At 66.0% G+C, this 25351-nt stretch carries 23 protein-coding genes, 1 pseudogene and 2 riboswitches; of the genes and pseudogenes, 11 read left to right on the forward strand and 13 right to left on the reverse strand.

Features of this window, described 5'->3' with window-relative positions; translation table 11 throughout:
* The first annotated feature begins 8 nt into the window (after positions 1–8).
* The 3 genes from G3W89_RS13175 to G3W89_RS13185 all read left to right on the forward strand — a co-directional run bounded on the left by G3W89_RS13175 (position 9) and on the right by G3W89_RS13185 (position 4577).
* The gene (locus tag G3W89_RS13175; RefSeq protein ID WP_162574501.1) at positions 9–3143 is read left to right on the forward strand and encodes a hypothetical protein; all 3135 of its coding nucleotides are present in this window, start codon (positions 9–11) and stop codon (positions 3141–3143) included.
* Positions 3144–3285: 142 nt separating this feature from the next.
* Entirely contained in the window at positions 3286–3960 is a 675-nt protein-coding gene (locus G3W89_RS13180; protein WP_162574502.1) for a DsbA family oxidoreductase, read from the forward strand.
* A 68-nt stretch (positions 3961–4028) separates the two neighbouring features.
* Positions 4029–4577 carry a DUF4124 domain-containing protein gene (locus tag G3W89_RS13185; protein ID WP_162574503.1) on the forward strand — a complete coding sequence of 183 codons (549 nt, stop codon included), beginning with the start codon at positions 4029–4031 and terminating at the stop codon, positions 4575–4577.
* Positions 4578–4587: 10 nt separating this feature from the next.
* On the opposite strand, the gene G3W89_RS13190 is transcribed toward G3W89_RS13185, so the two are convergent.
* On the reverse strand, positions 4588–5451 hold the full coding sequence (locus G3W89_RS13190; protein ID WP_162574504.1) for a LysR family transcriptional regulator: 864 nt from the start codon (positions 5449–5451) through the stop codon (positions 4588–4590).
* 83 nt (positions 5452–5534) lie between these two features.
* Between G3W89_RS13190 and G3W89_RS13195 the strand changes: the two genes are divergently transcribed.
* From G3W89_RS13195 to G3W89_RS13205, 3 genes are all read left to right on the forward strand, one after another.
* A complete protein-coding gene (locus G3W89_RS13195; RefSeq protein WP_162574505.1) occupies positions 5535–6707 on the forward strand; it encodes a YbfB/YjiJ family MFS transporter in 1173 nt (390 codons plus the stop codon).
* Between the two features lie 36 nt (positions 6708–6743).
* A complete protein-coding gene (locus G3W89_RS13200; protein ID WP_162574506.1) occupies positions 6744–7337 on the forward strand; it encodes a carboxymuconolactone decarboxylase family protein in 594 nt (197 codons plus the stop codon).
* 220 nt (positions 7338–7557) lie between these two features.
* Positions 7558–8445, forward strand: a complete 888-nt coding sequence (locus tag G3W89_RS13205) for a DUF3014 domain-containing protein (protein ID WP_162574507.1) — start codon at positions 7558–7560, stop codon at positions 8443–8445.
* Positions 8446–8454: 9 nt separating this feature from the next.
* On the opposite strand, the gene G3W89_RS13210 is transcribed toward G3W89_RS13205, so the two are convergent.
* From G3W89_RS13210 to denD, 12 genes and pseudogenes are all read right to left on the reverse strand, one after another.
* Positions 8455–8625 (reverse strand): hypothetical protein, encoded by a 171-nt coding sequence (locus G3W89_RS13210; protein ID WP_197893619.1) that lies wholly within the window; start codon positions 8623–8625, stop codon positions 8455–8457.
* A gap of 184 nt (positions 8626–8809) precedes the next feature.
* Positions 8810–8899, reverse strand: a pseudogene (locus tag G3W89_RS33305) (YciI family protein); the annotation flags it as partial.
* 70 nt (positions 8900–8969) lie between these two features.
* The gene (locus G3W89_RS13220; RefSeq protein ID WP_162574509.1) at positions 8970–9848 is read right to left on the reverse strand and encodes an NAD(P)H-hydrate dehydratase; all 879 of its coding nucleotides are present in this window, start codon (positions 9846–9848) and stop codon (positions 8970–8972) included.
* Positions 9848–10615 (reverse strand): histidine phosphatase family protein, encoded by a 768-nt coding sequence (locus tag G3W89_RS13225; protein ID WP_162574510.1) that lies wholly within the window; start codon positions 10613–10615, stop codon positions 9848–9850. Before G3W89_RS13225 ends, G3W89_RS13220 begins: the two co-directional genes overlap by 1 nt.
* 80 nt (positions 10616–10695) lie before the next feature.
* Complete coding sequence (gene gcvP, locus G3W89_RS13230; protein ID WP_162574511.1) at positions 10696–13599, reverse strand: aminomethyl-transferring glycine dehydrogenase; 2904 nt, start codon at positions 13597–13599, stop codon at positions 10696–10698.
* Between the two features lie 46 nt (positions 13600–13645).
* Positions 13646–14017, reverse strand: coding sequence for a glycine cleavage system protein GcvH (gene gcvH / locus G3W89_RS13235; protein ID WP_162574512.1), 372 nt, complete (start codon positions 14015–14017; stop codon positions 13646–13648).
* 50 nt (positions 14018–14067) lie between these two features.
* Complete coding sequence (gene gcvT, locus G3W89_RS13240) at positions 14068–15240, reverse strand: glycine cleavage system aminomethyltransferase GcvT (protein ID WP_162574513.1); 1173 nt, start codon at positions 15238–15240, stop codon at positions 14068–14070.
* A gap of 38 nt (positions 15241–15278) precedes the next feature.
* Positions 15279–15392, reverse strand: a riboswitch (glycine riboswitch).
* Between the two features lie 11 nt (positions 15393–15403).
* Positions 15404–15506: riboswitch (glycine riboswitch) on the reverse strand.
* A 17-nt stretch (positions 15507–15523) separates the two neighbouring features.
* Positions 15524–16435, reverse strand: coding sequence for a hypothetical protein (locus G3W89_RS13245; protein WP_162574514.1), 912 nt, complete (start codon positions 16433–16435; stop codon positions 15524–15526).
* Positions 16436–16722: 287 nt separating this feature from the next.
* The gene (locus tag G3W89_RS13250) at positions 16723–18000 is read right to left on the reverse strand and encodes a TRAP transporter large permease (RefSeq protein ID WP_162574515.1); all 1278 of its coding nucleotides are present in this window, start codon (positions 17998–18000) and stop codon (positions 16723–16725) included.
* A gap of 34 nt (positions 18001–18034) precedes the next feature.
* Complete coding sequence (locus G3W89_RS13255) at positions 18035–18529, reverse strand: TRAP transporter small permease (protein ID WP_162574516.1); 495 nt, start codon at positions 18527–18529, stop codon at positions 18035–18037.
* Between the two features lie 82 nt (positions 18530–18611).
* Positions 18612–19583 carry a TRAP transporter substrate-binding protein gene (locus G3W89_RS13260; protein ID WP_162574517.1) on the reverse strand — a complete coding sequence of 324 codons (972 nt, stop codon included), beginning with the start codon at positions 19581–19583 and terminating at the stop codon, positions 18612–18614.
* A 52-nt stretch (positions 19584–19635) separates the two neighbouring features.
* A complete protein-coding gene (gene denD, locus G3W89_RS13265; RefSeq protein ID WP_162574518.1) occupies positions 19636–20652 on the reverse strand; it encodes a D-erythronate dehydrogenase in 1017 nt (338 codons plus the stop codon).
* Positions 20653–20822: 170 nt separating this feature from the next.
* Between denD and G3W89_RS13270 the strand changes: the two genes are divergently transcribed.
* The 5 genes from G3W89_RS13270 to G3W89_RS13290 are packed head-to-tail and all read left to right on the forward strand — an operon-like array spanning position 20823 to position 25347.
* On the forward strand, positions 20823–22043 hold the full coding sequence (locus tag G3W89_RS13270) for a substrate-binding protein (protein WP_174258259.1): 1221 nt from the start codon (positions 20823–20825) through the stop codon (positions 22041–22043).
* Positions 22040–22783 (forward strand): ABC transporter ATP-binding protein, encoded by a 744-nt coding sequence (locus G3W89_RS13275; RefSeq protein WP_162577463.1) that lies wholly within the window; start codon positions 22040–22042, stop codon positions 22781–22783. Before G3W89_RS13270 ends, G3W89_RS13275 begins: the two co-directional genes overlap by 4 nt.
* Complete coding sequence (locus G3W89_RS13280) at positions 22780–23505, forward strand: ABC transporter ATP-binding protein (protein WP_232076513.1); 726 nt, start codon at positions 22780–22782, stop codon at positions 23503–23505. Before G3W89_RS13275 ends, G3W89_RS13280 begins: the two co-directional genes overlap by 4 nt.
* A gap of 1 nt (position 23506) precedes the next feature.
* Positions 23507–24364, forward strand: coding sequence for a branched-chain amino acid ABC transporter permease (locus G3W89_RS13285; RefSeq protein WP_162574519.1), 858 nt, complete (start codon positions 23507–23509; stop codon positions 24362–24364).
* 17 nt (positions 24365–24381) lie between these two features.
* On the forward strand, positions 24382–25347 hold the full coding sequence (locus G3W89_RS13290) for a branched-chain amino acid ABC transporter permease (RefSeq protein ID WP_162574520.1): 966 nt from the start codon (positions 24382–24384) through the stop codon (positions 25345–25347).
* The last annotated feature ends 4 nt before the right edge of the window (positions 25348–25351 follow it).

A 25351-nucleotide genomic window follows, 5' to 3' on the forward strand; every position in this document is an offset into this window, starting at 1 on the left:
AAGAGTCAATGGGTAAAAAAATCGGCAACAACAATCCGCCGCAGAGTTTTGAGAGCCTGGCGCATGCTTTCCAGGGTGTCATGGACTCCCCAGAGGGAAAGTATCTCGTCGCGGAAAAAACCAAGGATAAATGCGAAATCGACGGGGTCGAGCGGGGCGACATCACGTATCTGTCCCAGAAAAAGGCAAAGCATGGTGCGGCGGCTGCGGCGTATCGCCTGAGCGGGCGCAGACAGAACGACTACAAAGAGGCCAGGATCTACCTTGAGCAGCTGGCTTATCAGGCCAGGCAGGGCTCTCCCGAAGAACGTCAAGTTTTGGCGGCACAAAGAATTCAACGCGTGCTTGCGACAAGCAAATCGAAGGGTGTCATCAAAATGAAGGACATCCGGAACGATGTCGAAATCATTATCAATGGCGTCAAAGCGACAACTGAAAAATCTGCGGAGGCATTGAAGACGGATCTTCGTAAGGATGACGACTCCATATCGCATTTCCTGGACGACGTTGAAGCAATAAAATCAGGGAGCATCAGCAAGGCGGCGGCTCACGATAATGTTAAAGATCCAAAAAACAAGGTCCTCTTGGGGAAAATCAGAGATGTCAACAGGCAGGCAAACAGTCTTGGCCGAAATCAGAATATCACCAGCCGACTGAAACTGAAACGACCGTCCTTCACGGCTTCTGCGAGTTCTACTGCGGGAGAGATGACCGGCAAGAATTTTCTAGACAAGATCGCCAACTGGCCGGGTCCTGATCTGCAGCAGGATTTGGCACATTTCTTTGCATGCGCCAAATCCGAAAGCAGCGACCAAATCCAGCTGGCGAGCAAGAAGCTGCTTTTGTCCCTGGCTGAACAGGAATCCATTCTTAATTTATTCAGCAATGAAATCATCAATACGATCGAAGATGATGGTGATCGAAGAAAATTGCAGAATCTCCGCGACTCGGCTAAACAACTTCTCTCGGAGTTTCGCAACCCTCATTCGCCGTTCGGGAGGCTCAAAAGGCTAGCCTTGGCGGGATATCACTGGCCGAAGGAGACGGCTAAGCAGGTTGTTTCCAAGCGGGATGAGTTCTTCCAGTCTTTAATTGGACCGATTGCAGGCGATCCCGCCGCGCAGCAGCCCGCCAACGTGCAGCCGGCGGCACAGCCCGTCGTCGTGCAGCCGGCGGCACAGCCCGTCGTCGTGCAGCCGGCCGTTGGCAATGGACAGCCACTGCCCGATCTCCCACCGATCCCCCACGGCCCGCCGCCGCCGCTTCCGGGTGTGGCTGGCCTCGCGCCGGCTTTCGACTATCTGCCGCCGCCGCTTCCGGTTCCTGGTGGCGTGTCGCTGCCGCCAGACTACCTGCTGCCACTGGCTGCTAGCACGCTTCCGGTTGCTGCTGGCGGGTCGCTACCTCTAGACGACGAGCCGCCGCCAGCGCCACATTTAGCGCAAGCTGCGAATACGCTTCCGGTTCCTGGTGGCGTGTCGCTGCCGCCAGACTACCTGCTGCCACTGGCTGTTAGCACGCTTACGGTTGCTGCTGGCGGGTCGCTACCTCTAGACGACGAGCCGCCGCCAGCGCCACAATTAGCGCAAGCTGCGAACACGCTTCCGGTTGCTGCTGGCGTGTCGCTGCTTCCAGACGACGAGCCGCCGCTGGCGCCACACCTGGCGCAACCTGCCAGCGTCCCGCCGCTTCCGAACGTGGCGCAATCCGCTCCGGGCAAGTTCGTGGCGAAGCGTGTGGCGCAATACACCAATCCGTCACCGGATGATCACACCGATGCGCTGCCTCCGAGCGACATTCCGCCGCCTCCTGGCACCTTGTCGGAGACCCTTAAAAACAAATTGGGCATGATCGATCTTGAGATCACGCAGGCCATAGCCGAGATGAACCGAAAGCCCGAGGTTCTTTACGCATCGAAGAAGGTTCAAGATGCTGCAGAACTCGACCGGGCGTATCAGATTTCCCTGGCAAAAACAGACCTTCAATCATTTTTAAGCATTAATAAAGCAGACGATGGCAAGGGATACCGCGTCGTCAACGCGACCGGCGAAGTAAATTTCCTGAAAGTCAAGGAATTAAAGGAGCGTCGAATCGATCCGCTGAAGCGACATAGGCGGTCTCAGATAAAGAAAGCCAAACTTGGATTTCAAGCGCTGTTGGAAAATGCCAAGCGCACAGAAACCTCAAGTCAAAATTTAGAACGCATCAAGAAAATTCAAGATTGGATTGATCGGCCAATCCTCCTGGAAGAGGGGGTTCCGGTGGAGGTGACTTTTGCCGCGAAGGGCCTTTTGCAGAAAGATGCTTTCCGGGTTGCCGATGAATTAAGAGCGGAGCAAATGAAAATCATAGCTGCGCCATGGAAAGAATCTGTTGAGCCTGACATAAATATCCGTGCTTTGATGGGTGGAGGCAATCGGCAAAATTTCTATGACAGATTGCGTGCGCGCTTTTTGGAGAAAAAAGACGGAAAACTTCAGGTTGTTGATACTGGCCCTCTCTATAACCACGAAGATGAGTTGGCCAAAACAACAGGAATCGTCATGAATCTCGGCGTCGAACTCGACGCCATGCTGAGCCCGCTGCGCAGAGACCCTGAATTTGCGAAGCAAGTCGAATTGTGGGTGCCTGAACAGCGTTCCGATGTTGGCTTGATCTTGGAGCCGATGAAGGCCCTGGATCAATTCATAAGAAACGCAATTAGTGCTTATGATCCCCTGTTTTCATCGAATATGAAGGAGCTTATCGAGGCGGCAAATCCACAATCAAAGGCGAACTTTGGGCACGAAGCAGAGGGTGTGCAGCGTGGTATTACATATCGAATCGCTCGTTTGCAGGCAGCAGAACGATTGTTCCTTAATGGTGAGATTTCGATGAGTTCGCGTCCGGCCGTGGCCTTGAAAATGCGAGAGCTTGGTGAGGCCCTGCGAGAACTTAACGGGATGATGCTTGACCCGGAAGGGCCTTTTGCTGCTCTGTATCGGCTGTGTGATATCGGGGTGGCGGATCCCTCAAAAGGCAAGTCGCTTCTCTACGCGGCCGTGACGCCGATGCCTCCGACCGACTTGCCGCCGGCTCCGCCGAATGGGGACGATGGCACGTCGGCCCTTGATGAGCCGGTGCAGCTGCCAAACGTCGCGTAGACGGAAGTGAACTAGCGTTTCCTTCAATACAAAAAATGCACGGCAAGCCGGTAGCACGGCCCGTAAGGCTATCCCGGCCGTGCCCCCTCCCGGGGTCACGGCCGGTTGCATCATGGCGCCTTTCCCCAAGCCCTCATCGTTTATGCCCTCCCACCTCCGCATCGACTTCGTCTCCGACATCGCCTGCCCCTGGTGCGCCGTCGGCCTCGGCGCCCTCGAAGCCGCGCTGCAACGCGTGGCCCCCGAGATCACCGCCGAGCTCCACTTCCAGCCCTTCGAACTCAACCCCCACATGCCGCGCGAAGGCCAGGATGCTTTCGAGCACCTGCACGAGAAATACGGCAGCACGCGCGAGCAGCAGGCCCAGATCCGCGAAACGATCCGCGCCCGCGGCGCCGCGGTGGGCTTCGAGTTCCGCAGGGAAGGGCGCTCGCGGGTCTACAACACCTTCGATGCGCACCGCCTGCTGTACTGGGCCGCGCTCGAGGATGCGGCCAAGCAGGTCGCGCTCAAGAAGGCGCTGCTCAAGGCGTATCACGCCGATGGCGAGGACCCGTCCGATCCGGAGGTGCTGGTGCGGCTGGCCGGGGAGGCAGGCCTCGATCCGCAGCGCGCACGTGCCATCCTCGCCAGCGACGAATATGCCGCGGAGACGCGCGAGCGCGAGCGCCTCTACACCGATGCCGGCATCCACTCGGTGCCGGCCATCATCATCGACAACAAGCACCTGATCTCCGGCGGCCAGCCGGTGGAGGTGTTCGAACGCGCGCTGCGCCAGATCGCAGGGGCCGCGCCGGCCACCACGGCGCTGGCCTGAGGTCCGAGGTCTCGGGCTTCCAGGACAGGCCCGCGCTCCGGTGCCCCGGAGCGCACAATGAGCGCGCCATGCGCCGCATTCTTGTCCTCTGCATCCTCGGCGGCCTCGGCTCGCTGTGCACTGCCGAGGTGATTCGCTGCGCAGACGCTGCCGGCAATGTGAGCTACACCGACGGCGCGTGTCCTGCGGGCGCGAGCCGCGTCGGGCGTGTCGCAACACCGGAGCCGGCACCCCAGCAAAGCCAGGCAGAGCGCAATAGCGATACCAGGCCGGCCAGCCCGCCGGCGCGAGCGTCGGCGGAGGCCGCTGCAAGCCCGCCGCAAGCGCCAGCGGGCCCGGTCATCATCGACCCTCGCGCCGGCGCCGATCGGCCCACGGACTCTCGCCGCAGCGATCGCGGCGACGACGACTCGGCGATCGATGGCGGCTACGCCTATCCAGGCGCCTATCGGCAACCACGGTCGCGCGACTTGCGGCCGCGCGTGCGCAACTGCGACGCGAGCGGCTGCAACGACACCCAGGGCAACCACTACGACCGAGCCGGCCAGCTCGACCGCTATCGGGGCCTCGACGGCAAGACCTGCCGGCCGGTGGGAACGACGACGATCTGCCGTTGAGCCTGCCGGCTCAGCTCTTGCTCAACATCTCGATCAGCCGCGCCAGCGCCACCGAGGGCGTGCCGCGCCACACCAGGTGCGTGCGGTTGGCGCGCATGCGCTCGGGTAGCGCATGTTGCCGCACGTCCGCGGTGGCCCGCAGCGCCTTCAGCACCGACAACGGCACGATCGCGAAGCCGGTGCCTGCCGCCACGCAGGCGATCATGGCCTGGTAAGACGAGAACTCCAGCGAGCGCGAGGGCTGCACGCCGCCCTTGCCCAGCCATTGCTCCAGCAGCCGCCGGTACGAGCAGCCCTGGGCAAAGGCGATCAGCGTGGCGCCCGCGAGGTCACCCGGGCGCGCCACGGAGGCGACACTCCGCGCGGTGATCAGCACCAGCTCTTCGTCAAATACCGCCAGGGTCTCGAAGCCGGACGCGGAAAAGGGTTGTGACACGAAGGCCGCCTCCACGTCGAAGGCCTCCAGGCGCTTCAGCAGCGCACCGGTCGTGCCGCTGACCAGTTCGACCACCACACCCGGATAGAGCTTGTGGAAGCGCGAGAGCACCGGCGGCAGCCGGCTGCCGGCGGTGCTCTCCAGAGAGCCCAGCCTGAAGGTGCCGACCGGGACTTCGCTGCGCAGCTCGCCTTCGGCTTCTTCGGCCAGTCGCAGCAGCCGGTCTGCATAGGGCAAGAGCTTGCGCCCGGCGGGCGCAAGCGCCAGCGAGCGGCCCTGGCGCAGGAAGAGCTTCTGGCCCAGCCGCTCCTCCAGCTGCCGGATGCGCGTGGTGACGTTCGACTGTACGCGGTTGAGCTTGCCTGCCGCGCGGATCACGCCGCCTTCGTTCACCACGGTGCGGAAGATTTCGAGGGAGTCGAGGTCGATCGTTCGCATGGCTTCATCATTCTCGAAAAGAGAATGGTCGTTCTCGATAATTCATTTGTGCAACAGCGGGATTCTGCGTCCAATGGACTCCCATGTCGAATCCTTCCCTCACCCTGCCGCGGCCCTCCTTTGCAGCGATCTGCCTGGCCGGCCTGATCGCGCTGGCGATCGCGATGGGTATCGGCCGCTTTGCCTTCACGCCCATGCTGCCGCTGATGATCCGCGCCGGCAGCGCCGATGTCGCGGCTGGCGGATGGCTGGCCGCCGCCAACTACGCCGGCTACCTGCTGGGCGCGCTCACGACGGCGCGCCTTCCGCTCACGCCGCAGCGGGTAGCGCTCCTGGCCCTCGCGCTGATCGTGGCCTCGACCGCCGCGATGGGCTGGACAGGCTCGCTGCCGGCCTGGCTGTTGCTGCGTTTCGTAGCCGGCATGGCCAGCGCGTGGGCGCTGGTGAGTACCAGTGTCTGGTGCCTGGGCTGGCTGTCGCGTTTCGAGCGGCCCGCGGGGCCGGGCCTGCTCTATGCCGGCGTGGGTGCGGGCATCGCGCTCGCCGGTCTTTACTGCTGGCGCGCGGGCGCTGCGGATGTGAGGCCCGACGCGCTGTGGCTGCAGCTCGGCGCGCTTGCGCTCGCGGGCCTGGCAGCGGTCGCGCTGCTGATGCCACGGAGCATGCCCCCCGCAGCGGCGGTGGCGTCCACCACGTCGGGGCCGGCAACGGCTGGCGCCGTGTCTTGGAGCTTGGTGATCTGCTACGGCCTGCTCGGCTTCGGCTACATCCTGCCCGCCACCTTCCTGCCGGTCCTGGCGCGCGCAGTGGTCGACGATCCGGCCGTCTTTGGCGCCGCCTGGCCGGTGTTCGGCGCGGCCGCTGCAGTCTCCACGATCTTCGCGAGCCTGGCATTGCCGAAGGTGGCGCGGCGCCATGTGCTGGCAGGCAGCCATGCGCTGATGGCCGTGGGTTGCCTGCTGCCGGTGCTGCACCTGTCAGCGCTCACCGTACTGCTGGCGGCGCTGCTGGTGGGCGGCACCTTCATGGTCGCGACCATGGCCGGCATGCAGGAGGCGAGGGCGCGTACCCTCGGCAACCCCACGCGCGCGCTGGGCCGCATGACCGCCGCCTTCGCGATCGGACAGATGGTCGGGCCGGTGCTGTCCTCCCTCCTCAGCGGCAGCGCCCAGGGCTTTGGAGGTCTCTTCATTGCACTGGCGATTGGGGCGCTGGCGCTGGCCGGCAGCGCCTGGTGGCTGGCGCGTGCCGCATGATCCGCGCACCATCTATTCGCTGAAAGGAAACGATCCATGTTCGAACAAGGCCACACCCTACCCTGGTCCGAGCGCCTGCCCATGCCCGCCGCGGACACCCTGTCCGACGCGCAGCGCAAGGCGGCCCAGACGCTGATCGACGGGCCGCGCAAGGGCGTCTTCGGCCCCTTCATCCCGCTGCTGCAGAGCCCGGTGCTGATGGAGCGCATCGGCAGCCTGGGCGAATACCTGCGCTTCGGCAGCCAGCTCGATGCGCGCGTGCGCGAGCTGGTGACCTGCGCGGTCGCTCGCGAGGTCGGCAACCAGTTCGAATGGCTTCTGCACGCGCAGGCGGCGGTCAAGGCCGGCGTGAGCACCGAAGCCATCGAGGCGCTGCGCCAGGGCCGCCGCGCCGCGCCCCTGGCCGACGACGAGCAGCTCGCGCTCGACTTCACGCTCGAGCTGGTGCGCCACCATGGCGTGAGCGAGCCCACCTATGCCGCCGCCGAGTCCCACTTCGGCAAGCAGGCCGTCGTGGAACTCAGCGCGCTCGTGGGCTACTTCGCGATGGTGTGCTGGGTGATGAACGTGGCGCACACGCCGGGCAAGGCCGCAGAGGGGCAGGCGGGGCTCGAAGCCTTTCCGCTGTAGAGCCACAAAGCAGCACACGAGCCGCCGCACGGCCGCTCCGAAGGCGAACAGCACCGTAGCCGAAGGGGAAAGTACTCCCGTGAACCGCGCGGAACCACTGCACGCGAAGGCGATCCGACGGGGCTGAGCCCCCACCGTCACAGGCCGTTACCAGCGCCGCGGCTGCTGTCGCGCCGGATTGGCGTCCAATGGTGGAGCTCATGAAAAGGAGAGATGCCCCATGCCCGAACGTGAGTTCGACGATTTGAGGCCGGCGCGCGAGTCCTCGCTGTGGATCCTCGTGGTGCTGGTGGTGCTGGCGCTGGGCGCCGGCGCAGTCTGGTGGCGCTGGTCGCACCAGCAGGCCGCCCCGATCGAAGCAAGCCCGGCCGCCACTGCGCCGGAGCCCGAGGTCCCGGCGCCGCCGCCTGCCGCGGCTGCGCCGGTGGAGCCGCAGAACCCGGTCGACACCACGGCAGACGCCACCGTGCCCAAGCTCAACGACGCCGACGCCTACGTGAACTCCGCACTGGCCGAGCTGCTCGGTGCCAAGGCCGTGGCCAGCTTCCTGCAGACCGACGGCTTCGTGCACCGCTTCGTCGCCACCGTCGACAACCTGCCGCGCGACCAGGCCGCGGCGCGCATCTGGCCGGTGCAGCGCACGCCCAAGCGCTTCATGGCCAGCGGCAGCGGGGAGGCGCAAGCCATCAGCCTCGACAACGGTGCGCGCTACACGCCTCTCGTGCTGTTCGCCGAATCGGTCAACCCTCAGCGCGCGGCAGTGCTCTACCAGAAGCTCTACCCCTTGTTCCAACAGGCGTACGAGGAGCTTGGCTACCCCAACCGCCATTTCAACGACCGCCTGGTCACGGTGATCGATCACCTGCTGCAGGCGCCCGAGCCGGCCGGCCCGCCGCAGGTGAAGCTGGTCGAGATCAAGGGCGACACGCCTTCCGAGCGGCCGTGGGTGCACTACGAGTTCGTCGACCCCGCGCTCGAATCGCTGTCGGCCGGGCAGAAGATGATGATCCGCAGTGGCCTCGTCAACGAGCGCCGGCTGAAGGCAAGGCTGCGCGAATTTCGCGGGCAGATTGCTGGCGGCGCGCTCGCGAAGAAGAAGGCCGAATAGTCATCTCGGTTATCGGGGCCCGTGCTGCCCTTCACTCGGCAGCGGGCTTCCCGAGCAGGCCAGCGCACGCATCAACAGCAACTTGCGATCGCGTGCGTTGCGCGTGAGCGAGGCGGCGTGCTGGAACTCCTTGCTCGCCTCGGCCTTGCGGCCGAGCTTGGCCAGCAGGTCGTCGCCCACGTCGTCATCGAGCGAGGCATCGACTGCGGCCTCGCCGCTCTGTGCCGGACATGATGGGCATGCGGGCGTCCAGGCAGTGCCATGCCGCTTTTTACCCGGCGACGGGATGGATCTCGACCTCGGGCCGTGCGTGCGCGAAGGGATAGCGCCGGACCCAGTCGATGGCTTCGTCCATGTCCGCAAAGGGCGCGCGCTTGAGCCATTCGATGGCTTCGTCCCTGGAGCGCACCTGCCAGGGCCAATAGCCGGCGATCAGCTCCTTGCTCTCGCTGAAGAGGGCGATGATCGACAAGCGTGTTGTGAATTATTGCAAGGGCCTTCCCCACGAGGCAGAGAAATGCCGCTCAGCGGGCGAACTGCCGGATCAAGCCTGGCACTTCCGCGGCCAACTCGCGCGCCAGATAACCCAGCGGGCCTACGCGCCGGCCCAGGTTCTTGCCCGCCTTGGCATGCACCACGACGGCCCAGGCTGCGGCGTGCTCCGGCCGCAGCCCGCGCGCCGCGAATCCGCCCATCAGACCGGCCAGCACGTCACCTGAACCCGAGGTAGCCAGTCCGAGCGAGCCGCCCTTGAAGCACCAGGCGCGGTGTTGCGGAGTCGCGATCACGGTGCTTGCGCCCTTGAGCACGACGCAGGCGTTCCAGCGCATGGCGGCCTCGCAAGCGACCGCCAGCGCGTCGTGAGCGACCGCCTCCTTGGGCAGGCCGGACAAGTGCGCCATTTCGCCCGCGTGCGGGGTCAGCAGCACCGGCTGGTCGAAGGCTCGTTGCGTTGCCACCGACATCGCGATCGAATCCAGCAGAACGGTGCACCCCCGGAAAAGTGGCAGCAGCCTGCGCACGAAAGCCATGCTGCCGCGCTCGTCGCGCAAGCCCGGCCCGATGACCACGGCCGCGACCTTCTCGGCAAGCGGCGCCAGCGCCTCGCAGCCGCGCGCGGCGATACCGCCGCCACGCGTTTCGGGCAATGCGATGACCCGTGACTCCGGGATCGCGAGCGCCAGACCCGGCGCGATGGACGCGGGGCTGGCGATGGCGAGCTTGCCCGCGCCGGCCCGCAGCGCCGCGGTACCGGCGAGCAGCGCGGCGCCGGGCAGCTCCGCACTGCCCGCAATCACCAGCACCTGTCCACGCGCCTCCTTGTCGCCGTCCGGCCCGGGATCGGGCAGCGGCCAATGCGCCAGCGACGCTTCGGTCAGGGCTGCGGCGCGCGGACGGGCCATCAGGGTTTGGGCGCCGTCGGCTGGTCGGGGGCGCGGGTCACCGGCGTGGCGGCTTCGCGCAGCGGTGCGAGGAAGTTCACCAGGTCGAGCTGCAGCACCTCGTCTGCGTCGCCGCGGCGCTTGGCGCAGTAGGAGGTCACGGCGCAATTCGGCACGTCTCCCTGCCGGTCGATATCGAGGATCTGCTTCTCATCCATATGCTCGATCAGGTAGCGCAGGCAGTTGACGATGACCTGGTGCGCCACGACCAGCACGCGCTGGCCGGCGTACTCGCGGGTCACCATCTCCAGGAGGCTGCGCAGGCGCAGGATCACGTCGCACCAGCTTTCACCCCCGGGCGGGCGGAAGTAGAACTTGCCCACGTGCAGGCGCTGCGCGTCGAGTTCGGGATGCTTCTGCCGGATCCCGACCTTGGTCAGCCGGTCAAGGACGCCGAATTCCTTTTCCCGCAGGCGCTCGTCCATGCGCAGCTTCATCCTGTCGCCCGACAGGCCGCCATGCTCCGCGACGAGTTCCGCTGTGTTGCGGGCACGCACATAAGGCGAGCAGAGGATCACCTCCGGCTTCTCCTGCTCGCGCAGCCTGGCAAACCACTCGCCGAGCGCAATCGACTGCTCGACGCCGAGCTCAGAGAGCGGCACATCGATGTCGCGCCACGCAAGCTCGATCAGCGGAAGCCCGCCGGCTTCAGCCGCGTCGCGCGCGACATTGCCGGCGCTTTGACCGTGGCGCACGATCCAGAAGGTTTGGGGCCAGTTCGATTGCATGGGCGAGGGCCATGGTAGGAAGCCCTGCCCGCGTGCCTCGTAGGCAAAGACCTATTTCGGCCGATGCGCGCCCGGCGCCATCACGCGTAGTCGGCGACCGGCACGCAGCTGCAGAACAGGTTGCGGTCGCCGTAGACGTTGTCGATGCGGCCGACCGGCGGCCAGTACTTGGCGTCCTTTACCGAGGCGATCGGGAAGGCGCCGAGCTCGCGCGAGTAAGGGCGGGTCCATTCGCTGGCCAGCAGGCTGTCGGCGGTGTGCGGCGCGTTTTTCAGCGGGTTGTCCTCGCGCGGCCAGATGCCTTCCTCGATGCGGCGGATCTCGCCGCGGATCACGATCATCGCGTCGATGAAGCGATCGAGCTCGGCCAGCGGCTCGCTTTCGGTGGGCTCGACCATCAGCGTCCCGGGCACCGGGAAGCTCAAGGTGGGCGCGTGGAAGCCGTAGTCGATCAGGCGCTTGGCCACATCTTCGGCGGTCACGCCGCTGCTGTCCTTGAGCGGACGCAGGTCCAGGATGCACTCGTGCGCCACATGGCCGTTCGGGCTGGCGTAGAGGGTGGGGTAGTGGTCCTTGAGCCGGGCACTGATGTAGTTGGCACTGAGGATCGCGGTCTCGGTCGCGGCCTGCAGGCCTTCCGCGCCCATCATGCGGCAGTACATCCAGCTGATCGGCAGCACCGCCGCGTTGCCCAGCGGCGCGGCCGACACGGCGCCGACGCCGTTCGAGGGAAGGCCGCTGCTCACATGGCCGGGCAGGTAGGGCACCAGGTCCTCTACCACGCACACCGGCCCCACGCCGGGCCCGCCGCCGCCGTGCGGGATGCAGAAGGTCTTGTGCAGGTTGAGGTGGCTCACGTCGCCGCCGAACTCGCCCGGTGCGGCCACGCCGACCAGCGCGTTCATGTTGGCGCCGTCCACGTACACGCGGCCGCCATGGGCATGCACGATTTCGCACAGCTCCTTGACGCGGGTCTCGAACACGCCGTGGGTGCTGGGGTAGGTGATCATCACGGCGGCCAGGTCGTCGCGGTGCTGCTCGCAGGCGCGCGCCAGATCGTCCATGTCCACGTTGCCCTGCGCGTCGCAGGCGGTCACCACGACCTTCATGCCCGCCATCTGCGCGCTGGCGGGATTGGTGCCATGGGCCGAGGAGGGGATGAGGCAGATGTTGCGGTGGCCGTGGCCCTGGGCTTCGTGGTAGGCCTTGATCGCCAGCAGGCCCGCGTACTCGCCCTGCGAACCGGCGTTGGGCTGCAGGCTGATGCCCGCGTACCCGGTGGCTTCGCAGAGCCAGGCACGCAGCTGCGCATCGAGCTCGGCGTAGCCGCGCAACTGCTCGGCCGGCGCGAAGGGGTGGATATTCGCGAACTCGGGCCAGGTGATGGGGATCATCTCGCTCGTCGCGTTGAGCTTCATGGTGCAGCTGCCCAGCGGGATCATGCTGCGGTCCAGCGCCAGGTCCTTGTCGGAAAGGCTGCGGATGTAGCGCAGCATCGCGGTCTCGCTCTTGTGGGTGTTGAACACAGGATGCGTGAGGAAGGCGCTGGTGCGGCGCAGGTCCTGCGGGATGCGCGCATCGACCGCGGCCGAGAGCTCCTCGAAGCGCGGCATCGGCGTGCCGGCGGGCACGAACAGGGCCCACAGCGTCTCGATGTCGGCACGCGTGCTGGTCTCGTCCAGCGAGATGCCCAGGTGCTGCTGCAGGCCCTGGCGCAGGTTGACCGCCGCGGCTTGGGCCTTCTCCACGATCTTCGGCGTGTCGTCGCCGGTCAGGACCGTGAGCGTGTCGAAGGCGGTGGCATTGGCGAGCTCGCGGCCCATCTGCTCGAGGCCTTGCGCCAGGATCGCGGTAAGGGCAGCCACGCGCAGGGCAATGCGGGTCAGTCCCTCGGGCCCGTGGTAGACGGCATACATGCTCGCCACTACCGCGGGCAGCACCTGGGCGGTGCAGATGTTGGAGGTGGCCTTTTCGCGGCGGATGTGCTGCTCGCGCGTCTGCAGCGCCAGGCGGTAGGCCGGCCGGCCCTGCGTGTCGACGCTGACGCCCACCAGCCGGCCCGGCAGCGAGCGCTTGAACTCGTCGCGGCAGGCCAGGTAGGCCGCATGCGGCCCGCCGTTGCACAAGGGCATGCCGAAACGCTGCGTGGTGCCGCAGACGATGTCGGCATCCCATTCGCCGGGTGGCGCCAGCAGCGTGAGTGCCAGCAGGTCGGCCGCCACGCAGAAGGCGGCGTCGCACGCGTGGGCGTGGCCGGCGAGCGGGCGCAGGTCGTGCACGTGGCCCGTGGTGGAGGGGTATTGCGCCAGCGCGCCGAAGAAGTCGCCGCTTGCCATCAGGTGAGGCAGGGTCTCCGAGACGGTGCTGACCTTGACCTCGATGCCCAGCGGCGCGGCGCGCGTCTTGATGACCTCGATGGTCTGCGGATGACAGTCGCCGGAAACGACGAACACGTTGCTCTTGCTTTTGACGCTGCGGCGCGCCAGCGTCATTGCCTCGGCCGCGGCGGTAGCCTCGTCGAGCATGGAGGCGTTGGCGATGGCCATGCCGGTCAGGTCGCACACCATGGTCTGGAAGTTGAGCAGCGCCTCCATGCGCCCCTGCGAGATCTCCGCCTGGTAGGGCGTGTACGCGGTGTACCAGGCCGGGTTCTCCAGCACGTTGCGCAGGATCACGCCGGGCGTGTGGGTGCCGTAGTAGCCCTGGCCGATGAAGTTCCTCGCCACCTTGTTCTTCGCCGCGATGCCGCGCAGTTCGGCCAGCGCGCCGGCTTCAGTGACCGGCGCGGGCAGGCGCATCGGGTGGCTGCGGCGAATGGCCGGCGGCACGATGCCGTCGATCAGCTCGGCGCGCGTGTTCGAGCCGACGACAGCGAGCATGCGCACCTCGTCCTCGGCCTCGATGCCGATGTGGCGGGCGATGAATTCGCCCGCGTTCTCGAGATCGGCGAGGGTGGGCGGAGAAGGCAGGGTGGACTTCGGCATGGTTGGTGAACAGGGTGGCAGGATCAGGAAACCTTGGCAGTCCGCTTCAGGCCTCGTCGGCGAACTTGTCGTAGGCGGTCTTGTCGAGCAGGGCGTCGACCTGTGCGGGCTCGGTGATCTTCATCTTGAAGAACCAGCCTTCGCCTTCGGGCGCGCTGTTGGCCAGCGAAGGATCGGCGCGCAGCGCCTCGTTGACCTCGGTGATCTCGCCCGAGACAGGCATGAACACGTCGGCCGCGGCCTTGACCGACTCGACGACGCCGGCGACCTCGCCCTGGGCATAGCCTTGGCCGACCTGCGGCAGGTCGACGAAGACCACGTCGCCCAGCGCATCCTGTGCATGCAGCGTGATGCCGACCGTGGCGGCCCCGCCCTCGGCGTTCACCCACTCGTGGTCCTTGGTGTACTTGATGGTCATGGAATGGCTCCTGGGAAAGAAATGGAAATACGAGGTCGAGCGGCAGGTCTTCAGCCGCGGTAGTAGCGGGCGGGTACGAAAGGCAGGGTAGTGACCTCCATCGGCACCGGCTTGCCGCGCACAATGGCCTGCAGGCGGGTGCCGGGCTCTGCGTAGGCAAGGGCAACATAGCCCATCGCGACCGGCCGGTCCACCGTGGGGCCGAGCAGTCCGCTCGTGACCCGCCCGATGTCGACGCCTTCGAAGGACTGCAGCGCCGTGCCGTCGCGCACCGGTACGCGCTCCAGCGCCACGAGGCCGACGCGCTTGCGCTTGAGTGTCTCGTGGTCGACATGCCCGGCGCTGCCGGCGTCGGCCGTGAGCTGCGACAGCACCCTGGCGGCGCCCGGAAAGCCGCCTTCGCGCGCGCCGCCGCTGCGCCGCACCTTCTGGATCGCCCAGTTGAGCGAGGCCTCGACGGGGGTGGTTGTGTCGTCGATGTCGTTGCCGTAGAGGCACAGGCCGGCTTCCAGCCGCAGCGAGTTGCGTGCGCCCAGGCCGATGGGCTGCACCTCCGGCTGCGCCAGCAGGAGCCGAGCCAGGGCTTCCGCATCGCGGCCGGCAACAGAGATCTCGAAGCCGTCCTCGCCGGTGTAGCCGCTGCGGGTGGCAAAGGCCGCGATGCCGCCGATCTGCACCGCGCCACCCGTCATGAAGACGAAGCGCTCGATGCCGGGCGACAGGCGTGCCAACACCGCGGCGGCCTGCGGCCCCTGCAGCGCGAGCAACGCGTGATCGGGTAGCGGCCGCACCTGGCAGCGCTGGCCGATCCTTGCCTGGATGTGCGCGATGTCGCCGGCCTTGCAGGCGCCATTGACGATCACGAAGATCGAGTCGTGACCTTCGTTGAAGAACATCAGGTCGTCGAGGATGCCCCCCTCGTCGTTCAGGAGCAGGCCGTAGCGTTGCTTGCCGGGTGCCAGGCCGATCACGTCGACGGGCATGAGGGTCTCGAAGGCTGCAGCGGCCTCGGGCCCGACCAGCCGCAGCTGGCCCATGTGCGAGATGTCGAACAGGCCGGCCGCGGTGCGCGTGTGCTTGTGCTCGGCCATGAGGCCGGCGGGGTACTGCACCGGCATCGAATAACCGGCGAAGGGCACCATGCGGGCGCCGAGCTCGACGTGAAGGTCGTACAGGGGGGTCTTTTGCAGATTGTCGGAAGCGGAGGCCAAGGCACTCTCCATCAGGGGGGCAGTCCGGATCCATGGCGGTCAGGCCATGGGCCACCCCTGCTGTCCGCTTTACCTGAGAGATTCGCCCCACGATCGGGGTTTGCTCCTTCGGTGGGCAACCTTCGCTTCAAGGCAAAGCGTCGCCTCTCTCCAGCAAGGAAACGCCCGATACCCGGGCGCCTCGTCAGTCCTTTTGCCTGAGCGTTCGGGCCCCTTGTTCGATGGGCCCTGCGCCTTCGGCGGCCCCGCGCTGCGAGGCTCTCTCCTGACCGGCCGAGTGTAAGGGAAACAGGGCTTAGGACCGCTCCAGCCGCAGCCGGCGCAGCAGGAATTTCTCCCATAGCTTGTCCGAAAGGAACTGCAGGGAGCGCCGGATGTGCTCGCGTGCATTGCGGGCGTCATACGGTGACCGGATGTCGGCGCCGAGCTGCCGCGCGCGCAGGCTCAGCATGTGCTCCGACAGGCAGCAGCGCGCCTTCATGCGCAGGTCCTCGAAATTGTCCGGGCCGAGCGGACTGGCCTTGTGCCATTCGTGGTCCCATTTGAAACCGCGCTTCTTCTGCACGCCCTGGCCCTCGTCGCTGATGAGCCAGGCGGACACGAAATCGACATAGGGCTCGCCCACATGGTCGCGGAATACGCCCCGCTCGGGCTCGAAGCGCTCGTTGACCAGCGAATCGAGCAGTGCGTTGCCGGGCGAAAGCGTGCCCAGCCGGTGGCGCAGCGTGTCGTTCATTGCAAAGCAGTAGGTCGACACCCATTCGAGCAGCGGTCCCATGGGGGTCATCGTCGAGCGAGGGAAATCGTTGATCTCGCCGAACAGCCACGGGGCCGGGTGCAGTGCGAGCTTTCGGATCTCGCCGCCGAAGCGCTCGAGCCGGCGCTCGCTCCAGGCGTGGTTGAGCGCGACGGTGTCGTTCGAGAAGAGCCACACGTCAGGCTGCTCGCCGCGCGAGAGCAGGGTCTCGATGCCGCTGTCCCAGCCGGAGAACTCGCGGTTGCTGTTGTCGCCGGGCACCACCAGGCCCTGCTCGGAAGCCATGCCGGTTGCGCTTTCGGCGGGCCTCGCGCGGGCGTTGTCGACGATCACACTCGAGAAACGGTCGCCGTCCTGGGCCAGGCGGGTTCGCAGCTTTTCCAGGACCTGGAGCGAACGGTCGCGGTGCTGGTCGCCGAATTCCAAATGAACGAAACCGTAGCTTGTCATGCGTGCAGGGGAGAGAAGAAATCAGGTGCGGGCGGGCTTCGCCCATGCGTCGCTCGCCGTCGCGAGCTTCGCAAATATTACCCCTCGATGCAGAGAGCGGCGATGCTGTCTGCGGGAGCGGCTCGAATTCCCAAGCCTATTCATGAACGAGGGGTCTCCCTTGTCAGCGAAGACGCCGTGTCGCCGACCGCCCTGTAACCCCTTGTTCTCGTTGCACGGCCTCCTCCTCGCAGTGCCACCGGATGCACCCTGATCGAGCCTCGGCTCAGGCCGCCGCCGGGTCTGAACTACTTCGCATAGACAAGATCGCGCAGCCCGAGAGAAATGCCCGGCACGTAGGTGATGACCATCAGGCAGGCCAGGATCACCAGCACAAAGGGGATCAGGTGCGCGACCATGCGGTCCAGCGAAATGCGCGCCACGGTGCAGGCCGCGAACAGGTTGACGCCGAACGGCGGCGTGATCATGCCCAGGGCCAGGTTGACCACCATCACGAGCCCGAAGTGCACCGGGTCGATGCCGAAGTGCTGCGCAACCGGCGCGAGGATCGGCGCCAGCACGATGATGGCCGCGCTGGTCTCGATGAACATGCCGATGATGAAGAGTGCCGCGTTGACCCCGAGCAGGAACATGGCCGGCGACTTCAGCACGGCCTCGAGCCAGTGGCCGATGGCCTCGGGCACGCCGGCGCGCGTGATCAGGAAGGCGAACAGGCCCGCGTTGGCGATGATGAACATGATCACCGACGACGAGATCACCGACTTGCGCAGCACCGCATAGAGCTGCTGCGGCTTGATCTCGCGGTAGATCAGCAGGCCGACGACGAGCGCGTAGAGCACGGCCACGGCCGAAGCCTCGGTGGGGGTGAAGATGCCGCCGTAGATGCCGCCGAGGATGATCACCGGCATCAGCAGCGCCCAGCCCGCGCGCCAGGTGGCAATGCCCACGCCCAGGCGGCCATCGCCGTCGTTCTTGCCGAGGCCCTTGACCTTGCAGTAGATGTAGACGAAGCCCATCAGCGCCAGGCTGATCAGGATGCCCGGGCCGAAGCCGGCGATGAACAGTTCGCCGATCGACACCTCGGCGCTCACGCCGTAGAGGATCAGCGGGATCGAGGGCGGGATGATCACGCCCAGCTCCGCGCTCGTGGCCTGCAGCGCCGCCGCGTAGCTGGTGGGGTAGCCGTGCTTGATCAGCGCCGGGATCAGGATGGCACCGATGGCGAAGGTGGTGGCCACCGAAGAGCCCGACACCGCGGCGAAGATCATGCAGGTGAGCACGCAGGTCATCGGCAGGCCGCCCTGTACGCCGCCGACCAGGCTCTTGGCGAACTCCACCAGGCGCCGCGAGATGCCGCCAGTCTCCATCAGGTTGCCGGCGAGGATGAAGAAGGGAATGGCCGCCAGCGGAAACTTGTTGATGGCGTTGAACATCTCCTTGACGGAGATCAGCATGTTCGCGTTCGAGGCATGGATGCCGACGATGGAGGCCAGTCCGATCGAGACGGCGACGGAGACGGTGAGTGCAAAGCACACCACCATCGTGGCGACCATCACGGGGGTCATGGGGCACCCACGCGTGTCACTGCGTGTATTGCGATCATTGCGCGGTCTCCAGTTCCTGCCGCTGCGGATCGAGCAGGTTGCCGATGATGCCGATGATGCTGAACAAGCCTCCGACGGGCATTGCCACGTAGGCCCAGAACATCGAGATCGACTCGAGCCCCGCCATCGACTGCACGCTCCCGCGCTGGGCGTAGTCCCAGCCCCACCAGACGATGACCGCGATCAGCGTCAGCGCCGCGAGGCACACCAGCCAATCGAGCACGCGCCGCATCTTGGGCGGGCTCCAGCGGTACAGCACGTCGACGCTGACCATCGCGCCATGGCGAAAGGCGGTGGGAATGCCCAGGAAGACCATCCAGATCAGGCTCACCCGGATCAGGATCTCCGACCATTCGGCCGGCTGCTCGAGCACGAAGCGGGTGACGATCTGGAACACGCCGAGCGCCGAGGCGATCACCAGCATGAGGCACGCGACGGCCATGGACAGCGAATTGGTCCAGTGGTCGAGTCGTAGGAAGGCGGATTTCATGAGCAAGGCATGCAAAGGTCGACAAGAAACGCCCGCCAGCGCTGCTGTGCGGGCGTCCGCCGCGGTCATCGCCGCGGGGCGTTCACTTGTAGTTGCGGATCTTGTCGAGGTTGGCCTTGCCGAACTGCTTCTCGAACTCGGCATTGACCGGCGCGAGCATGCTGACGAACTTCGCCTTGTCCACGTCCTCGATCACCGTCATGCCCTGGGCACGCAGTTCCTTCACGCCGTTGGCATCGTCCTGGTCGACGCGGTCGCGGTTCGCCTTGACGGCCACCTTGGCAGCCTCGAGGAAGGCGGTCTTGTCGGCTGCGCTGAGCTTGTCGAAGGCCGCCTTGTTCATCAGGAAGATGCAGGGCGAGTAGACATGGCCGGTCAGCGTGAGGTGCTTCTGCACCTGCGAGAACTTGGCCGACATGATCACGGGCAGCGGGTTCTCCTGGCCGTCCACGGTGCCCTGCTGCAGCGCCGTGAACACTTCCGGGAAGGCCATCGGCGTGGTGATGATGCCCAGGCCCTTGTACGCGGCGATGTGCACCGGGTTTTCCATCGTGCGCATCTTCAGGCCCTTGAGGTCTTCCGGTGCCTTGACGTCGCGCTTGCTGTTCGTCATGTGGCGAAAGCCGTTCTCGGCCCATGCCAGGGCCTTGAAGCCCTTGGCGTCGAACTTGGTCAGCAGTTCCTGGCCGATCGGGCCGTCGAGCACCGCGCGTGCGTGGGCCTTGTCGCGGAACAGGAAAGGCACGTCGAGGATCTTGGTCTCGGGCACGAAGTTGGGCACGGGACCGGTGGAGGAGAAGGCCAGCTCTTGCGTGCCAAGCTGCACCGCCTCGATCGACTCGCGTTCGCCGCCCAGCGAGCCGTTGTAGAAGGTCTCGATCTTGTAGCGGCCATTCGTGCGCGAAGCCACTTCCTTGGCGAAGGTGTCGATGGCCACGCCCTGGTGCGAGTTCTGCGCCGTCGAGATGCTGATCTTCATGGCGGTCTGCGCAAAGGCCGCGCAGGCCATACCGAGGCCGAGGACGAGGCCGGCGGCCAGGCGGTTCAACTTCATGGAAAGTCTCCTGTCGATGTGACGATTGATGTGACGTTTAGCAAACGTATGACTATGCATTGGTTGGCAGCTTCACGGCGTCGGGATTTTCACGGACGTAGTCGCGGATCACCTCCTCGAAGCTGGTATCGGGCACAAGGCCCAGTCCGCGCGCGCGCCGCGCTTCGAAGCGGCCCGGCCAGGTCTTCACGATGCGCTGGATCGCCGGATCGGGCGTGCGGTCGAGCAGGGCAGTGGCGTCCGGCCCGGCGACGCGCTCGAGTGCCGCGGCCATGTCGCCCACCGTGAGGCCCAGCGAGGGCAGGTTGAGTGCGGTGCGCGGGCCCCACTGCGCATCGCTCGCTTCGGCGGCGCGGATGATGCCTTCGATGGTGCGTGCCGGAGATGCCAGCGCTACCGGCGTGTCGTCGGGCACCGGGCACGCGGCGCGCATACCGGCCAGCGGCTCCCGGATCATGCCGCTGAAGAAGCCCGAGGCCGCGCCATTGGGGCGGCCGGGGCGCACGCTCACCGTCATCAGCCGCACGCTGCGGCCGCGGATGAAGCCCTTGCGCGTGTAGTCGGCCACCAGCTGCTCGCCGATGAACTTCTGGATACCGTAGCTGGTCTGCGGCGTGGGCAGCGTGTTGTCGTCGATGACTTCGGGCAGCGGCTGCTCGGGCGAGTTGCCGAACACCGCGAGCGAACTGGAGAACACCAGGACCGGCGCAGTGCCGGCGGCGCGCAGGCGTTCGAGCAGGGCCTTGGTGGCGCCGAAGTTGCTCCGCATGCCGAGGTCGAAGTCGGTCTCGCACTCGCCGCTGACAGCGGCAGCGAGGTGGAATACGGCGTTTGCCTCCTCCCAATACGCGGCGTCGGCGTCGGCCAATTGGGCGTTGAGGTCGCCTGCAACCGCGGTAACGCGGGAGTCGGCCGCGAGATCGGCCGGTGGCGCGGCGCGGTCGACGAGGGTGATGCGTTCGATGGGCTGGGGTGCGGCACCGGCGAGTGCGAGGCTGCCTTGCGCGAGCAGCGTGCGCGCGAGGCGTGCGCCGAGAAAACCGGCGCCGCCGGTGATGACGATATGCATGGTGTCTCCTTGGAGATGTTCAGTCTATCTCCGCCTTGCTCCGGTGACCTGCTCGCCCGCATGCGCGCTGCACTTGCGGGCCGGAACATTGCGCGATAGAGTTGCCATTAGTTTCCCAGGAAACCAAAACCAAGCCCGTCCACACCGACTCCGAACTCCTGAAGGTATTCATGAAGCTCAGCTCGCGCCCGGTCCAAGCCGTCTCCACGCCGATCCATGACCCTGCCCGACGCCGCCTGATTGCCGGCTCGCTCGCCAGCGTGTCGATGGCCGGCTTCCCGTTCATCGCGCGCGCGGCGGACCCGATCAAGCTAGGCATCCTGCTGCCTTATTCCGGCGGGCTCGAACTGTTCGGCCAGCAGGGCGAGCAAGGCGTGCGGATGGCGGTCGAAGAGTGCAATGCCACCGGCGGCGTACTCGGCCGCCAGGTCGAGATCGTCAAGGCGGACGACAAGACCGATCCGAAGACGGCCGTGGAGCGCGCCGGGCAGTTGATCCGGCGCGACAAGGTCGCGGCGATCGTCGGGCCGGTGACCTCGGCCAACCGCGATGCGATCAAGTCCACGATCGAGCGTGGCAAGACGCCGCTGCTCTACGCGACCGACTACGAAGGCGGCGTGTGCAGTCCCTACATGGCTTGCTACTCGGCCCTTCCGGCCCACTACGTCAACCCGCTGATCCCGTACCTGGGCAAGAAGGTGGGCAAGGGGGCCGGCTTCTATCTCTTCGGAGCAGACTACGTGTGGCCGCAAAAGATGAACGCGGCCATCAAGGCGGCTGTGCAGCAGGACGGCGGCAAGATCGTCGGGGAGGAATACACGCCGTTCGGCACCAAGGATTTTGCGCCCACGCTGCGCAAGATCGCCGATTCCGGCGCCAAGGTGCTGGTCCTCACGCTGCCGGGCGCCGACGGTGTCACCTTCGTCAAGCAATTCGTTGCTGCAGGCCTGAAGGACAAGGTGCAGGTCGCGTTCATGGGCTTCAACGAGAACTACCTGCCCGGTTTCTCGAACACCGAGTCCGACGGGATCATCACGTGCTCGCACTTCATTTCGACGCTCGACCGCCCCGAGGCCAAGGAATTCGTGGCGCGCCAGCGCAAGCGCTTCGGCGACAACGCCACGGTCAGCTTCTATGTGGACTCCCACTACGGCATCACGCGCTTCTTCCTCGATGCGATGAAGAAGGCGGGCTCGACAAAGCCCGACGATGCGATGAAAGCCATGGCGGGATCGAAGCTGACCGTAGGCAATGGCGAAGTCGTCCTGCGCGAGCAGGACCGTCACGTCGACCTGAACATGCTGATCTCGGAGGCGCGTGGCGGACAGCTGCGCATGCTGGAGTACGTGGGAAAGATCGTCGCGCCGAACCAGTGCAGCAAGCAGGGATGAGTTCGCCGCTCTTGAGCGTGCGAGACATACGCAAGCGTTTCGACGCGCTTGCGGTGCTCAACGGAATGTCGATCGAGCTCGATGCGGGAGCGGTCAAGTGCATCATCGGCCCGAACGGCTGCGGCAAGAGCACCTTCTTCAACATCCTCACGGGTGTGCTGAAAGCCGATGCAGGACGGATCGAGTTTGCCGGCGAGCGCGTCGAGCGCTTCGCCCCGGCCCGGATCGCCGGGCGCGGCATGCTTCGCAAGTTCCAGGTGCCCGGCGTGTTCCCGGGACTGTCGGTCCTCGAGAACCTCGAGGTCGCGCAGCTCGGCCGCGCAGGCGGCGGCGTGGGCTCCTGTCTGTCAGGGGCTCCGCGCTTCGACTACCGCGGCGCGTTGCGCGACGCGGGTCTCGAGGCCCATGGCGGCACCGCCGCAGACCAGTTGCCGCATGGTCTCAAGCAAAGACTCGAACTGCTGATGCTGGTGAGCCGCGGACCGAGGCTCCTGCTGCTGGACGAGCCGACCGCCGGCATGACGACCCAGGAAACGGCCGAGGTTGCGAAACTGATCCGCAGGCTCAGCAGCGAACACGGCGTAGCGGTCCTGGTGATCGAGCACGACATGCATTTCGTGCGGGCGCTGGCGTGTCCGGTCGTGGTCATGCTCAAGGGGGTGGTTCAGCGCGAAGGCCAGTACGAGGAAGTGCGCCAGGACGCGCAGGTGCGAGCGGCTTACCTGGGAGAAGCGGCATGAGCGCGGCGGCAGCGAAGGCCATGCTCTCGGTGCGCAACCTGGGCGCTGGCTATTCGCGCGGCAACCAGGTGCTCAAGGGCCTGTCGATGGAACTGCAGGCGGGGCGCACGCTCGCGCTCATGGGCCGCAACGGCATGGGGAAGACCACGCTTGTGCGCGCCATCATGGGACTGGTGGACGTGTCGGCCGGAGACATCGAGTTCAGCGGTCGCGCGATCGTCGGGCAGCCGACACACCGCATCAGCCAGGCCGGGATTGCCTACGTTCCCCAAGGGAGGGAGATCTTCCCCGGCTTCTCGGTTCAGGAGAACATGCGGCTCGGGGCCTTGTCGCATGCGCAGCGCGAACCCGACTGGGAGCGGCTCTACGGCTACTTCCCAGTGTTGCGGGAACGTTGCAACCAGCCGGCGCAGACGCTCTCCGGCGGCCAGCAGCAGATGCTCGCGATCGCGCGCGCGCTCGCCGCGCGCCCCTCGCTGCTGCTTCTGGATGAACCATCCGAAGGTATCCAGCCGTCGATCGTCCACGAGATCGCTCTCACGCTCTCGCGCATCAATCGCGAAGAACAGCTGACCATTCTCCTGATCGAGCAGAACCTCGAGATGGTCCAGTGGCTCGCCGACGACGTGCTGTTCATCGAGAACGGACGCGAGGGCGAACGCTTCACCATCGAGCAGCTGCGGGGCGACCCTGCGATCTTCGAACGCAACATGGGCCTGTGACATGACTGCTCAACTCCTGCCGATCCTGCTGGATTCGGTCAACTACATGGCGGTCCTGCTGCTCGTGAGCATCGGGCTGGTCCTGATCTTCGGTCTGATGCAGGTCATCAACCTGGCGCACGGGGAGTTTTTCCTGATTGGCGCCTACGGGCTGTGGTGGTCGCAGAACGCCGGTCTGCCTTTTGCAGCAGGCGTGCTGGTCGGGGCCATGCTGGCCGGTCTGGTCGGCCTGTTGGCCGAAGTCACCGTGATCTCGCGCATGTACCAGCGCCCGCTCGACACCATCCTGGCCACGTGGGGGCTGTCGATCGCGATCAAGCAGGCCATCGTGATCGCGTTCGGGCCGCAGTCGCAGCAAATTGCCGCGCCCCTGACCTCGGCGGTATCGGTCTTCGGCGTCAGCTACTCGTCGTACCGTCTGCTCGTGATCGCAGTCGCCGTCGTGGTCGCGCTGCTGGTGTTCACGCTGCTCTACCGCACCCGCCTCGGGCTCGCCGCCCGGGCCGCAATGGTGAATCGCGCCATGGCGCGTTCGATCGGCATCGACGCACGCAGGATCGACCGCGCCGCGTTCTCCCTCGGGACTGCGCTGGCGGGACTGGCAGGTGCCGTGATGGCGCCGCTGATGAGCGTCGATCCGCAGATGGGTTTCGGCTTCGTCCTGCCGGCCTTCCTTTCGATCCTGGTTGGCGGCGTGGGCTCGCCGCTCGGCGCGCTTTGGGGGACCGGACTGCTCGGCGGCTCGCAGACGGTCATGGCTTCGTTCTGGAGCCCGGTCATTGCACAGATCGCCGTCTTCACCATCGCGATCGCGATCATCCGTCTCTACCCGAGCGGCATCACGGGGCTGCGCCGATGAATGCCGGGCACACGACAATGACCCGTGCCGGAGTCCTTCTGGCGCTGATCTGGCTGCTGATGATTTCAGCGCCGCTGTGGCCGGGCGTCGATCTGAACCGCCTCACGCAGCTGCTCTGCTATGGGCTCTTCGCCGTCAGTCTCGCCTTCGCCTGGAACCAGGCCGGGCTGCTGTGCTTCGGGCACGCGCTCTTCTTCGGTGTCGGAGCCTATCTTGCCGCGTCGGTGAGCAAGGGAATGCTGCCGGGGCTGCCGTCCTCGCCATGGCTCGGCTTGCTGCTGGCGACGGCCGGTGGTGCGGCGGCCGCCGGGCTGCTGGGCCTGTCTCTTTTCATCGGGCGGGTGGTCAAGGGCGCGTTCTTCGGAATCGTGACCCTGTGCGCAGGGGTGATCGCAGAGCGGGTGGCCACCAATTGGAATGCGATCGGCGGCTTCAACGGCCTGCTCGATATTCCGCCGCCATCGCTGTGGGATGGGCTGGACATGCTCGACCCCCAGCGCGGCTACTGGATCGTGCTGACCATCGTCGCCCTGATGACGGCGCTTCTGGGCTGGCTGGCCGCTTCGCCGTGGGGCACGGTGCTGCGCAGCATCGGTGCCGACGAGACGCGCGCTGCCACCTTCGGCTATCCGGTCGCGCGTCACAAGGTCAGCGCGTTTGCGCTCGCTGGCGCCGTGGCGGGACTTGCCGGCGGCCTGTTTGCGGGGCAGTTCGGATTCGTGGCGCCTTCGACGCTCGGCTTCGGCCTGTCCACGGAGGTGCTGATCTGGGTGGCCATCGGAGGGCGCCAGTCGCTGACGGCCGCCTTGCTGGGAGCCATCTGGCTCAAGTACCTCGAGAGCTTCCTTTCGGACACGCTTGGCGAGTACTGGCTCCTGGTCCTCGGACTGGTGCTGGTGGCAGTGGTCATGTACCTGCCTCGCGGGCTGCTGGGCGGCCTGCTGTCGGACGCGCTGCCAAGGCGGCTTCGCATGATCAAGTGAATTT

This window comes from Variovorax sp. PBL-H6 (genome assembly GCF_901827155.1).
Lineage (GTDB): Bacteria > Pseudomonadota > Gammaproteobacteria > Burkholderiales > Burkholderiaceae_C > Variovorax.